Origin of the sequence: Actinophytocola sp. (genome assembly GCF_036002505.1) — a bacterium.
GTDB lineage: Bacteria > Actinomycetota > Actinomycetes > Mycobacteriales > Pseudonocardiaceae > DASYTH01.
Map to the genome: position 1 here is coordinate 1 of NZ_DASYTH010000302.1, position 13,607 is coordinate 13,607.

The following is a 13,607-nucleotide window of genomic DNA, read 5'->3' on the forward strand; positions in this document are numbered from 1 at the left end:
TCGACGGCCAGCGGGTGTGGCTGTGGTCGGCGGAGTTCCACTACTTCCGGCTGCCCGACCCGGACCTGTGGCGCGACCAGCTGGAGAAGTTCAAGGCGGTCGGGTTCAACGCGGTGTCGCTGTACTTCAGCTGGGCCTACCACTCCCCCGCGCCCGGCGTGTACGACTTCACCGGGGTGCGGGACATCGACCGGCTGCTCGACATCGCCGAGGAGGTCGGGCTGTACGTGCTGGCCCGGCCCGGCCCGTACGTCAACGCCGAGCTGGACTCCGGCGGCTACCCGGGGTGGCTGTCCACGCAGGCCGGCCGCGCCCGCACCCAGGCCGACGACTACCAGGCGGCCTGGGAGGAGTGGTACGACCACGTCAACGCGATCATCGCCCGGCACCAGCTCACCGACGGCCGCGGATCGGTTGTGCTGTACCAGATCGAGAACGAGTACGACCGGGACGACGCGGTGTACATGGAGGAGCTCAAGGCCGCCGCCCGGGCCGACGGGATCACGGTTCCGCTGTTCCACAACGACAAGGGCCGCAATCTCCGGTGGGCGTCCGGGCCGGGCGCGCCGGACCTGTACGGCACCGACACCTACCCCGCCGCGTTCGACTGCAACCGCACCTCGTTCCCCGCGGTGACCGACTACCGGTTCCTCCGGCCCGGGGTGGGCGACCGGCCGTTCATCTGGGGCGAGTTCCAGGGCGGCGCGTTCGACCCGTGGGGCGGCCCCGGGTACGGCCGGTGCGCCGCGATGACCGGCCCGGTGTTCGAGCGGATGTTCTACGGCAACAACATCGAGAACCAGTTCACCGTGCACAACATCTACATGACCTACGGCGGCACGAGTTGGGGCTGGCAGGCCGATCCGAACGTGGTCTACACCTCCTACGACTACGGCGCGGCGTTCAACGAGCAGCGCGAGCTGACCGAGAAGATCCCGGTGCTCAAGCAGCAGGCGTACCTCGTCGGCTCGGTGCGCGATCTGCTGAAGACCGACGATCTCGGCCAGCAGGCCGGCACCGACCCGGCTGTCCGGGTCTGGGTCAAGGAGAACCCGGACACCCGTGCCCGGTTCTATTTCGTCCGGCACGCCAACCCCACGGCCTCGTCGAACGACTCGACGGCGTTCACCGTCGACGTCCCGGACGGGAGCTACCAACCGACGGTCGCGGTCAACGGGCGGGACTTCAAGATCCTCCCGGCCGGGTACGACCTGGAGCGCCAGCGGCTGGTCTACTCCACCTCGGAGATCATGACGCACGTCGGTCTCGGCGACCGCGACGTGGCGCTGCTGCACGGCCGGGCCGGTGAGGCCGGTGAGACCGTGCTGCGCTACTCGTCCGAGCCGCGCGTGCAGGTACTCGCCGGCGACGTGACGGCGACCTGGGACGCGGCCCGCGGCGACCTCCGGCTCTCTTACGTCCACAGTGGACTATCCCGGGTCCGGGTGTCGGGCGGCGGCCGGCCACCGCTCGAGCTGCTGCTGGCCGACGGCGACACGGCGTCCACGTTCTGGCGGTTGGACACCGCCCAGGGACCGGTGCTGGTCCGCGGGCCGTACCTGGTCCGGTCCGCCGAGCAGCACGGTGCGACGCTGAAGCTGCGCGGGGACACCGACCGGCCGAGCGACCTCGAGGTGTTCGCCCGGCCCCAGGTGCGCAACGTCTTCTGGAACAACCGGTTGGTACGCAACGGGACCGTGCCCGGACCCGAGCCGGTCACGTTCCCCGCGCTGACCGACTGGCGCTACACCCGGGACGTGCCGGAGGCCGACCCGGCCTTCGACGACAGCGCCTGGACGGCCGCGGACCACACCGCGACCAACAACCCGACCAAACCCGCGACGCTGCCGGTGCTGTACACCGACGACTACGGCTTCCACTACGGCGACGTGTGGTACCGCGGGCACTTCACCGGCACCGCGACCGGGATCTCGCTCACCGCGGGCACCGGCCGGGCCGGCCTCTGGTCGGTCTGGCTCAACGGCGCCCCGCTCGGCACCGTCCACACCGGAACGGCCAGCGGCAACCAGAACTCCGGCGGCACGTTCACCTTCCCGGACGGCCTGGTCGATCCGGCCGGGGACAACGTGGTGTCGGTGCTGGTGCGCAACATGGGCCACAACGAGAACGGCGGCAGCAACGACAACCACAAGGCGCCGCGCGGGTTGCGGGGTGCGACCCTGGCCGGATCGTCGGACGTGCCGGTGTGGCGGATCCAGGGCACGCTCGGTACCGACCCGGTGCGCGGCCCGCAGAACAACGGCGGCCTGCACGGCGAGCGGACCGGCTACAGCCTGCCGAGGTTCGACGACCGCGGTTGGGTGCCGCTGACGCTCCCGCACCAGGAGACCGCACCGGGCGTCGCCTGGTACCGCACCAGGGTCCGGCTGGACCTGCCGCGGGATCAGGACGTGCCGGTCGGCCTGCGGTTCACCGACGACCCGACCCGCCACTACCGGGTGCTGATCTTCGTCAACGGCTGGAACCTCGGCCAGTACGCCAACGACGTCGGCCCGCAGCGCGTTTTCACGCTGCCGCAGGGGATCCTGAACCACCACGGCGACAACACGCTCGCCCTCGCGGTATGGTCGTCCGACGCCAGCACCGGCGGCCTCGGCCAGGTTTCCCTTGAGGCGCTGGGAAACTACCGCACGGAGGGATTCTGAATGGGCTTGTCCAGGCGGGCGGTGCTGCGGGCGGCGGCCGGTGGCGGCGCAGCGACCTTGATCGTGGGTGCGGGCATCCGGCCGGCCTGGGCGGCGGACGAGTACGACGCGCTGCGGGCGCGCTGGGTGGGTTTCCTGGTCGGCACCGGCTATGACCCGGCCGTCGAGCCCTATGCGTCCCGGCTGGCCCAGGTGGGGTCGGCCGCCCGCGGGTTCCGCACGAGCATGGCGCCGGGTCCGGCCGGGCTGTGGCCGGACCTGCCGATCGGCACCGCGTCGACGAACATCACCGCGAGCTTCACCCGGCTCCGCACGATGGCCGGGGCGTACGCGATGCCGGCCACCGGCTCGACCGGCGACACCGGGCTGGCCTCGGCCGTCGGCACTGGACTGGACCACCTGGTGACCACCGCGTACACGGCGAGCGGCGCACCGTACGACAACTGGTGGGACTGGGAGATCGGCACCCCGCAGGCCCTGCTCAACGTCGTCGCGCTGGTCTACGACCGGCTCACCGCGGCCAGCATCGCCGGCTCCCTGGCCGCGGTCGACCACCACGTGCCGGACTCGAAGGTGGCCAGCTACTCCGGCACCAGCACCGGCGCGAACCGGGTGGACATCTGCCGGGTGCTGGCGGTCCGCGGGGTGCTGGGCAAGAGCTCCGCGAAGCTCGTCACCGCGCGCAATGCTTTGTCGCCCGTGTTCCCGTACGTGCGCTCCGGCGACGGGTTCTATGTAGACGGTTCGTTCATCCAGCACACCTGGATTCCCTACACCGGCTCCTACGGTGAGGCGCTGCTCGCGGGGCTGGCCAACCTGTTCGGGTTGCTCGCCGGGTCGACCTGGGCGGTCACCGACCCGAACCGCCAACTCGCCTTCGACGCGGTGGAGCGGGCGTTCGCCCCGTTCCTGTTCAACGGGCTGATGATGGACGGGCAGCGCGGGCGGGCGATCGCCCGACCGCAGGACGACCACGTGCACGGCCACAACATCATCGTGTCGATCCTCCAGTTCGCCGAGGGCGCCTCGGCGGCGGAGCGGGCCCGGTGGCGCGGCCTGGTCAAGGGCTGGCTGCAGCGCGACTACTGGAAACCGTTCCCGTCCGACACCTCGCTGTCGGTGCCGGCTCTGGCCCGCGGAGCCGCGGTGCTGGCCGACGCGTCCGTGCCGGCGACCCCGGAACCGGTGGCGCACAAGGTGTTCGGCAGCATGGACCGGGCCGTGCACCGCCGCCCGGGGTGGGCGTTCGCCGTCAGCATGTGCTCGGCCCGCACCGCGTTCTACGAGACCGGCAACGGCGAGAACCTGCGCGGCTGGCACACCAACTCCGGCATGACCTACTGGTGGGGCGACACCTACGGCAACGGCCAGTACTCGGATTCGTTCTGGCCCACCGTGGACCCGTACCGGCTGCCCGGGACCACGGTGTCCCGCAAGGCCTTGGCCGACGCCGCCGGCGGCCCCTGGGGTGCCGCCCGACCCGCGGCGACCTGGGTCGGCGGCGCGACCGACGGCGAGTTCGCCGCGCTGGGCCAGGACACCCGCGGCCTCCAGTCGACGCTCCGCGCCCGCAAAGCGTGGTTCTGCCTGTCCGACTCGGTGGTCTGCCTCGGCGCGGCCATCGCCGCCACCGACGCAACCACCATCGAGTCCACAGTAGACAACCGCAACCTCGGCTCGGGCGCCCAGGCGTTCACCGTCGACGGCGTCACGCAACCGGCCACGATGGGCTGGTCCGCCACGCTGACCAACGCCGGCTGGGCGCACCTGGCCGGCTTCGGCGGCTACGTCTTCCCCGGCCGGGCAACCATCAAGGCGGTACGCGAGCAGCGCACCGGCACCTGGCGCACCATCAACACCGGCGGCGCCACCACCGCCATCACCCGCCCCTACCTGACGATGTGGTTCGACCACGGCGCCGACCCGACCGCCGCCGCGTACGCCTACCTCCTGCTCCCCGGCGCGACCGCGAGCGCCACCGCGACCCGCGCCGCCACCCCGCAGGTCTCGATCCTCGCCAACAGCGCCACCGTGCAGGCGATCACCGACTCCGCCACCGGCATCACCGCCGCCAACTTCTACGCGGCCGGAACCGCCGGCCCCATCACGGTTTCCGCACCCTGCTCGGTGCTGGTCCGCGAGTCCGGCGGCACCCTGCGGGTGGCCGTGGCCGACCCCACCCGCGCCGCCGCCACCATCACCGTGACCATCACTGGCGCTGCGCCATCGAGCCAATCAATTGAACACAGCACCGGCTACACCACCGCGACCGGCGACCCCCAGATCAGCGTCCTCGCCCTCAACCCGATCACACTGCTCGCCGAAGTCGGCGGCACCCGGGGAGGCAGCCGCACCATCACCTTCGGCACCGGCACCGCCGCCACCCCCGGCCAGCACACCACCCTCGCGCCCACCGGCGACACCTACGTCCAGGACGGCGCCTCCGCCGGCACCAACTTCGGCGCCGACCCGCTCCTCGTGGTCAAGAACGCCGGCACCGGCTTCCACCGCCGCAGCTTCCTCAAGTTCGCTCTCGCCGGTCTGCCGGCAGCACCCCGCCGGGCGATCCTGTGGGTATACGGCGAAGTCTCCGACGGCAGCGGCACGCAGGCAGTGGTCCACGCCCGCGCGGTGTTCGACGACACCTGGACCGAGACCGGCCTGACCTGGAACAACCAGCCCGCCCTCGGCGCCATCCAGTCCGCGGCCCCGCTCGGCGACACCTCCGACTGGATCCCGCTGGACGTCACCCCGCACGTCCGCACCCAGTACACCGGCGACCGGGTGGCCGGCCTCGCACTCCTTCAGGAGACCGCGGGCCTGTTCGTCGCCCTGCACAGCCGCAAGAACGCCGCCAACCCGCCCTTCCTGCAGGTGATCAGCTGACAAGGCAGCCGTAACCGTGTTGGCGTCTCACGTCGCTGTGTTGGCGCGCCACGTTGTTTTGTTGGCTTCTGGCGTGGGTGTGTTGGCAGTTGACGACACCGGTCACAGCGGCGGCGACCACACTCGACCAACACGGCGACGCCACGCGCCAACACAGCGATGCCACGGGCCAACATGGCGACGGCAGAGGCCAACACACCGAACGTCAGCCGATGATGGGGGCGAGCCGGTCGGCGATCTTGCGGTGGCCCTGGTCGTTCGGGTGCACGTTGTCCACGGTGTCGGTGGCCTCGACGATCCAGCCCTCGGTGTTGATGAAGCGCACCCGGGAGTCCCCAGCCGCGGTCACCGCGTTGACCGCAGCCTGCGTTTCGGGGACGAACCGCTTCCGGAACGTCTCCAGGGCGTAGATGGTGGCATTCGGGTACTTCGCGCGAACCCGTTGCAGCAGGGTGATGTAGGCGCTCTGGAACTGGGCGCCGGTGACGTGGTGGCCGACGTCGTTGGTGCCCAGGTTGATCACCACCACGCTGGCCTGGTAGCGGGAGAAGTTCCAGTCGGGGGTGCTCGCGTCGAGGCCGGTTTTGAGGAAGCGGTCGCGCATGCCGAGGCAGCCGTCGGCCGACGGGAACAGGCAGGCGCCGCCGACGGCGATCTGCGTGTGCCCGGCGCCGAGCCGCTCGCCGACCAGCCAGCCGTAGGCGGTGAGCGCCTGTTTGGACGACAGCTGGCCGACGGTGATCGAGTCGCCGACGAACTCGAGGATCCGGGACGGCACCGGCGGCGCCACCGTGCGGGCGCCCGGATCGAGGATCACGCCTTGGAACACCGCGTCGCCGTGGTAGGAGCCGGCGACCGGGCGGTAGGACACCCGCAGCCGGTGCGTGCCGGCGGGCAGCGGCCGAGGCGTCAGGTTCACCGTGCCGCTCACGTTCACGAAGGACACGTCCGGGCCGCCGTCGATGCTGGCGAACAGGTCGATGGTGCCGCGCTGCCGCAACTTCACCGTGGTGCCGGTGAATCCCAGCAGGACGTACGCACCGGCCCATTCGGACACGAACGCGCTCGAGCTCCTGGTGTCCCAGCGCCCGAAGTACTTGATGTTCGAGTCGGTCGGGAACCCGTCCCCGGTAGCGGCCACGACCGGGGATGCCCCGGCCATGACGCCACCGGCCAGCAACGCCGCCACAACAGCGGTGAGCAAAGGCTTTCGCATCCGCTCCTCCTTCAGTCGAGCATCGCGAGCACGGTTCGTGCCTGGTAGGTGAGTGCGTCCCGCGCGGCCGCGGAGACCGTGTCATGCCGGCCGAGGTGCTCGACGTGCTGGACGAAGCGTTCCAGCGCCTCATCCGCCCCGCCCACCTCGAGCCGCCGGCCGGCCTGAGCAAGATCGGCACGCAGCCGCGGCACGACCGAGCCGGCCACATCCCGACTGTCCACAAAGGCCTCAAGTCGGTCGCGCAGCGCGCCGATGCTGCCGGGCGCCCAGAAGTCCGGCACCGGAACGCGCGACCAGTCGATGTCCGAGGCGAGGTAGAAGCTGGTGTACGAGGGCTGGTTGTACACCGTCTGCTGGCGGGCCACCTCGGCCCGGTACTGCTTGTCGTGCATCGGGGTGTACAGCTTGCGGTCGGTCAGCTCGGTGCTGAGGTAGATCCGCACCGCCGAGCTGTCCGCGGCCCGGACCAGCAGCTCCTCCCGCCAGTCGCCGAGGATGTCCGCGACCAGGCTCGGGTTGCCCTTGGTGCCGTTGTTGGCCAGCGCGCCGTCGGCCACGAACAGCACACCTCGCCGCCAGTCCTCGACCCGCACCGGCTGCAGGGTCGGGGCGGTCGCACCGGCGACGATCTGCGTGGTCATGTCCGCGGCCCACCGGATGCTCTGGTTGGTGCCGGGCGTGGTGGTGGAGAGTAGCTCCCCGCCGGCGGAGAACATCCCGATACCGAGCTCACCCGAGTTCGGCGGCTGGGCCGGCCAGACCTCAAGACCCGGCACGTCGGAGCGCACGTCGCCGACCATGCCGCGTCCGGTGTCCACGCCGGTGTAGTCGCCGAAGATCACCTCGCCGGTGGCCGCAGTGCGCAGGGCGTGACCGAACGGCGCGACCGTCGCGCCCTCGTGCACCATGTAGATCTCCAGGCCCGGCCGGTTCGGGTCGATGTCGGTGACGTGCATCGCGTCGCCGTGGCCAAGCCGCACGTTCTGGCCGGGAATCGCGCTCTGCGGCGGCGCGATGCCGAACGAGCTGTACAGCACGCTGCCGTCGTCGTCGATCGTCGCCGCACCGTAGATGATCTCCTGCCGCCCGTCACCGTCCACATCGGCCACACTCACCGAGTGGGCGCCCTGCGTGGTGATCGTCGCGAACTCCGGGCTGGTGCCGCTGCGGCCGTGCGGGTTGTCGTTGAACGGGTTGGTCATCGGCACGTGCCCGCTGTCGACGAACCACTCTTCGTTCAGCCGTTTTCCGTCCCAGCGGTAGGCGACCAGCGTGGTGCGCGTGTAGTAGCCACGAGCGAAGATCGCCGACGGGTGCTTGCCATCCAGATACGCCACGGTGGACAGGAACCGGTCGACCCGGTTGCCCGGCTCGATCCGCGGAAGCGCGTAGTCGCCCCAGAGCAGGCCGTCGTCCTGGCGGCCCGGCTTGTACCGGATCGTCTGGAGTGGGTTGCCGGTGGCACCTTCGAACACGGTCAGGTACTCGGGCCCGTCGACGATGAAGCCGGCGAAGTTCCGGAGCTGGTTGCGGGTGCTGCGGCTCGGCGCGTAGACGTCGACGAAGTAGTCCACCAGCGCCCGAGCGTCCACATCAGACAGTGGATAGGTATACCGCGGCGCGATGCCGAAGGCCTGCTCCAGCGTCGACGGCCAATGCCCGGCCACCACCTCGGGATGCGCCTGCCAACCACGGAACAGGGTCACGAGGTGCTCGTAGTAATCCGCGGCGCTCATCCGGTAGTCGTCGGAATGGCTGAACCCGGCCCGCACGTCCTCCTTCGGCATCGTGATGAACCGTTCGGAGGCAACGGTTCCGTCCGGCCGGTACCGGATGATCTTCGTGCCCGGCGCGGTCTTGAACATCATCTCCGAACGCCCGTCGCCGTCGAAGTCGTAGACCAGGAACTGCGTGTAGTGCGCGCCCGCACGGATGTTCACCCCGAGGTCGATGCGGTAGAGCAGCGTGCCGTCCAACTCGTAGGCATCGATGAACACCGTGCCGGTGTAACCGACCTGCGAGACATCCTTGGAGTTGGACGGATCCCACTTGACGATGTACTCGTACTGGCCGTCCCCGTCGACATCGCCGACGCTCATGTCGTTGGCGGAGTAGGTAAACGCCTCACCTGCCGGCGTCACACCGTCGGCCGGCCTGTGCAGCGGAAGGTTGCGGAACGGCCCCGACCACGGCGTCACCGGCGCGCTGCGGTCAACCTCCTTGCCGCCCACGATCGCGGCGACCCGGTACTCGGCCGCGGCCGAGCCTTCCCGGTCGAGATAGTTGGTGCTGTCGGTGACCGTCGCGATCCGCGCCCCGTTGCGGAACACCTCGAAGTCCGGCCCCGCCATCCCGGTGGCCGTCCGCCCGGAGACCTCGGGTCCGAGCAGGCGCCAGCTCAGGAACACCCCCTCGCCGGTCGGTACCGCGACCAGCCCGCGGTCCAGCCGTTCGAGCTGAACGGCATCCGGCCCGCGGCCCCGGCTTTCCGGTTCGGCGGAGACCGGTCCAGCGCCACCGGACATGACCACGGCGAGCAGAACCGAAACGAGCAAACGTCCACGATGACGGCGCATGCCGATCAACCCCACCGGTTCGGCGAAGTGAAACGTTTAAATCCCAAATATACTAGCGTTTTCGCCAGCCGGTGCCAAGTGACGAGGCCCGTGGATTTCGCGTTACCGAGCGACCAGGAGCAGCAGCGCGCGGCCGTGGAGCAGATATGGGATGCCGCCGAGGGGATCTTCGGCGCCGGGTGGGCGGACCTGGTCGGGACCCTCGGCCCAGGTGGAGGTGTCGGTGACCCGGAACCACTGCCGGCCGGCCGGCGGCGCGGGCAGGGTGAACGTGACGTCGCCCGACCATCCGTTGTAAGCCACGTACACCGCGGCGGCGGGGTCGCCGAACGCGGTGCCATCGAGGCGCCAGGCCAGGGCGTGGTTGTTCGGATTGGTCCAGTACGCGGAGTCGGGCGCGACCCCGGCCGGGGTGAACCACTGCAGCTGGGCGGCGGTGTAGAAGTTGGCGGGGCGCAACGCCGGGTGCGCGGCGCGGAAGGCGATCAGGCGCTGGGCGAACGTGTTGAACGTGGCCTGATCGGCGTTCCAGGCGTAGTTGAGCCAGTTCGCCGAGGAGTCCAGGTTGTACGGATTGTTGTTGCAGTTGAGGCCGCGCAGGAACTCGTCCCCGCCGGTGATCATCGGGACGCCGCCGGAGAGCATCAGGAGAGCCAGGCCGTTGCGCGCAGCCTTGCGCTGGTCGGCCGCGACGCCGCCCTGGTCCCAGGAGTCGTTGTCGTCGCTGCCGCCGTCCGACGGGCCGAACGGCCACGGCTGGTTGTTGTTCTTCCCGTTGCAAGAGTAGAGATCCTTCAACGTGAACCCGTCGTGCGCGACCATGAAGTTGATCGAGTTGAACGGCCGGCGGCCATCGTCGCCGTAGAGGTCGGACGAGCCGGCGAACCGGGTGGCCAGCTCGCCCGGCGTGATCGCGGCGACGCCCAGCTTGTTCTGGTCGCGGCGCAGGGTGTCGCGGTAGATGCCGTTCCATTCCGCCCAGCCGGCGGGGAAGTTGCCCACCTGGTAGGTGCCCGAGCCGATCGCCCACGGCTCGGCGATCCAGTCCACTCCGGACCCACCACCCGTCGGGCGGGCCGGCATCTCGGCCGCCAGCCGGTTCAGCGCGGTCGCCGGATTCGTTCTGCTGTAGGAGAAGCACCCGTGCTCGCAGGTGTTGCCGAGGACGCTGGCCAGGTCGAAGCGGAACCCGTCGACGCCGAGCGTGTCCTTCCAGTAGGCCACCGAGTCGACGATCAGGTTCTGTGCGGTGGGGTTGAAGGTGTTGTAGTTGCCGCCGACGCCGGTGTTGTCCCACGGCGACTGCCGGTCGGAGGTCAGCGAGTAGTAGGTCGGGTTGTCCAGGCCGCGCCAGGAGTAGACGCTGTAGGTGTTCTTGTCGGCGTCGTTCCACGGCCCGCCTTCCGCCGTGTGGTTGTACACGACGTCGATGAACACCTTGATTCCGTTGTCGTGGAAGGACTTCACCATCGACTTGAGCTCGCGGGTCGGGCCGCCCGGTGACCGGTCGGCGGCGTAGCGGCGGTCCGGGGCGAAGTAGTTCACCGTCATGTAGCCCCAGTAGTTGTCGCCGGCGGTCCCGGTCGGGTCGACGTCGTTGGTGTCGTTCTGCGTCTCCTGCACAGGAAGGAACTCCACCGCGGTCACACCCAGGGCCCGCAACGATGCCGCCTTCTGGGCGGCGCCCCGGTAGGTACCCCGGTCGGCGGCGGCGATGCCGGCGTCGTTGCGGGTCAGGCCACGCAGGTTGACCTCGTAGACGACGTCGTCCTTGAGCGCCCGGGCCGGTTTGCCGCCGGTGCTCGTGCCGTCGGCCGCGAGCACGATCGACTTCGGTGCGGTGGTTCCGGTGTCCACGGTACGGAAGGTCGGTCCGGTTCCGTACCGGCTGCCGTCCGGCAGGGCCGGCGTCAGCGGATCGTGGCTGATCTCCCGGGCGTACGGATCGATCAGCAGTTTGTTGGGGTTGAACCGGTTCCCGCTCGAATCCACATCGGACACGAAGCCGGCCGCCGAGCCCTTGGTCCAGGCCGGGTCGAACGGCCAGTTCGGGCCCCAGGCACGGTAGCCGTAGTAGATCGTGCCGGTGACGCCGGCGCCCTGCAGGGTGGCCGCGCTCACCGTGGTGGACCAGACGCTGGCCGCGTCCCGGGTCAGCGTGAAGCTGGCCCGCTCCTGCTCACCGGTGGGCGCGGCGTAGACCGAGACCGTGATCCGGGTGGCGGCCGCCGAGTACACCCGGAAGACCACGTTCGAGCCGGAGAACCGGCCGCCCAGCGACTGCGCGTCGACCGCGGCAGGCACGGGTTGGGGTGCGACGATCAGGGTGGTGAGCAGGAGCAGGGTGGCGAGGGCAGCGCGCATCAGTTCCGCCAGACGTCGTCGAAGGTGACCGAGCAGCCGGTGCCGGTGGAGCGCACCCGGTTGGCGCCGGTCTCCCAGATCACCTGGCTGCCGTTCTTCTTGATGTACTTGTACTCGAACGTGAGGTTGGCCGGAAGGTTCACCGTGCCGCGCCAGATCGGGTAGGTGGCCGCGGAGAGCGCCAGGCCGTTGTTGGTGTCCCAGTTGCCCAGCTCCGGCCGGTTGCCCTCGACGAAGATGTTCTCGCCCCAGATGGTCTGCGCGTTGACCGCGAAGCTCACCGCGACCGTGGTGCAGCCGCCGCTCCCCGACGTCCGCGCGTTCACGTGCAGGGCGAGCATTCCGCCCGGTGGCACGGAAGCGGTGAACCGGCCGGCCGCGTCGACGGTGTACGAGGCGCCGGTGCAGGTGGTGCCGCTGACGTCGGCGTTCGCCATGTCGCAGTAGGTGCCGGCGGGCAGGTCGGTCTGGAACGTGCGGGAGAGCGTGCCGCCGTCGCGGTTGAACGCCACGTACCCCTTGCCGCTGCGGCCGAACGCGATCTGCGTGGAACCGTTGCTCCACCAGTTGGTCACGCCCGCGCCGGCGGCGGCGTTGCGCAGGCCGACCAGGTTCGCCGTGGTGCGCCAGCGGTGCTCGCACACCCAGCCGCTGCCGCAGGCGACCGCCGTGGTCGTTCCGTCGCTTGTGGACGGTGGGCCCTGGTCACCGGAGCTGAACGCGAAGCTGGACATCACCTGCGGCACCCCGTACGGCCAGGCCAGCATGAACGCCTCGGCGAGCGCGTAGTTGTTGCCATCCTTGTAGGTCAGCCGGGCGCGGCCGTTGCGCTGGGTGTCGTGGTTGTCGACGAACGCGACCGCGTCGGCCGAGCCGACCAGCATCGAGTTCGCCAGGTTGTTGAGGTTGCCCAGGTTGCCGTCCCGGAACGCGTTGCCGACCACGTCGCCGTAGCGGAACTCGGTGACGTCGCCGATGCCGGTGTACTCGGTCGGGCTGATCTCGCCCGGCCCGCCCTCGATCGTCTCCTGGTAGACGTACAGCCCGCTCGGGTAGATCGCCTGCAGGTCGGCGACCGGGACGTGCTTGGCGGCGTCCACCCGGAACCCGTCCACCCCAAGGGAAACCAGGTCCTGCAGGTAGCCGGCGAGCTTGCCGCGGACATACGCCGACTCGGTCTTCAGGTCGGCGAGGTCGACCAGCTCGCAGTTCTGCACCTCGAAGCGGTCGGTCCAGCTGCGGATGTCGTCGTTGCCGTTGCGGCCGCAGTGGTGGAAGTCGTCGAAGCCGTAGGCCACCGACGGGTAGCCGTACTGGGTGTAGCTCGAGCCGCCACTGCCCGGACCGGTGGAGGCGCCGCCGGCCATGTGGTTGACCACGGCGTCGACGAACACCTTGACCCCGGCGCCGTGGCAGGTGCTCACCATGTTCGCGAACGCGGTCCGGTCACCGCGGCGGGAGCGAAGCTGGTAGGAAACCGGCTGGTAGTCCTCCCACCACGGGAAACCGTTGCCGGGCAGCACCACGTGCTCCTGCGGCGGGGACACCTGGACGCCGCCGAAACCCTTGGGCCCCAACATGTTCACACACTCGGTGGCGACCGACGCCCACGGCCACTCGAAGAGGTGGACGATCACGTCCTTGGCGCCCGGGCCGGCGCCGGACGCGATGCCGGCGGTCTCGGCGGGCGCGGAGACCGGCAGGGACATACTCAGGGCGAGGCCGGCGGCGACAACCGCCGAATGCAGGGCTCGGCGCATGGCAAAGCCTCCTCACGCGAGAGGCTGGGGTGCAGGGGGTTAAGCTCGCAAGGCCATGCAGTAACTTGCAGAAATGCTATCAGCGTGTTACCCGTCAGTAAAGGCTTCACGGCGCGATGGACCATCGTGGACAAGC

Annotated in this window: 6 protein-coding genes; 2 read left to right on the forward strand and 4 right to left on the reverse strand. The window is 69.9% G+C overall.

Features of this window, described 5'->3' with window-relative positions; translation table 11 throughout:
• The coding region (locus VGR06_RS26475) for a beta-galactosidase (RefSeq protein WP_327561844.1) at positions 1–2,666 on the forward strand (2,666 nt) is incomplete at its 5' end.
• Complete coding sequence (locus VGR06_RS26480) at positions 2,667–5,552, forward strand: polysaccharide lyase family 8 super-sandwich domain-containing protein (protein ID WP_327561845.1); 2,886 nt, start codon at positions 2,667–2,669, stop codon at positions 5,550–5,552.
• Positions 5,553–5,757: 205 nt separating this feature from the next.
• On the opposite strand, the gene VGR06_RS26485 is transcribed toward VGR06_RS26480, so the two are convergent.
• The 4 genes from VGR06_RS26485 to VGR06_RS26500 form a co-directional block, all read right to left on the reverse strand.
• Positions 5,758–6,768 (reverse strand): SGNH/GDSL hydrolase family protein, encoded by a 1,011-nt coding sequence (locus VGR06_RS26485; RefSeq protein ID WP_327561846.1) that lies wholly within the window; start codon positions 6,766–6,768, stop codon positions 5,758–5,760.
• An 11-nt stretch (positions 6,769–6,779) separates the two neighbouring features.
• Positions 6,780–9,326 carry a rhamnogalacturonan lyase gene (locus tag VGR06_RS26490; protein WP_327561847.1) on the reverse strand — a complete coding sequence of 849 codons (2,547 nt, stop codon included), beginning with the start codon at positions 9,324–9,326 and terminating at the stop codon, positions 6,780–6,782.
• Positions 9,327–9,449: 123 nt separating this feature from the next.
• Complete coding sequence (locus tag VGR06_RS26495; protein ID WP_327561848.1) at positions 9,450–11,711, reverse strand: isoamylase; 2,262 nt, start codon at positions 11,709–11,711, stop codon at positions 9,450–9,452.
• Complete coding sequence (locus tag VGR06_RS26500) at positions 11,711–13,471, reverse strand: carbohydrate-binding module family 20 domain-containing protein (protein ID WP_327561849.1); 1,761 nt, start codon at positions 13,469–13,471, stop codon at positions 11,711–11,713. Before VGR06_RS26500 ends, VGR06_RS26495 begins: the two co-directional genes overlap by 1 nt.
• Positions 13,472–13,607: the final 136 nt, after the last annotated feature.

Excerpts from the sequence above, each read along its gene's own strand:
- VGR06_RS26480 (WP_327561845.1), top strand. The coding sequence starts at position 2,667 with ATGGGCTTGTCCAGGCGGGCGGTGCTGCGGGCGGCGGCCGGTGGCGGC.
- VGR06_RS26500 (WP_327561849.1), bottom strand. The coding sequence starts at position 13,471 with ATGCGCCGAGCCCTGCATTCGGCGGTTGTCGCCGCCGGCCTCGCCCTG.
- VGR06_RS26485 (WP_327561846.1), bottom strand. The coding sequence starts at position 6,768 with ATGCGAAAGCCTTTGCTCACCGCTGTTGTGGCGGCGTTGCTGGCCGGT.
- VGR06_RS26495 (WP_327561848.1), bottom strand. The coding sequence starts at position 11,711 with ATGCGCGCTGCCCTCGCCACCCTGCTCCTGCTCACCACCCTGATCGTC.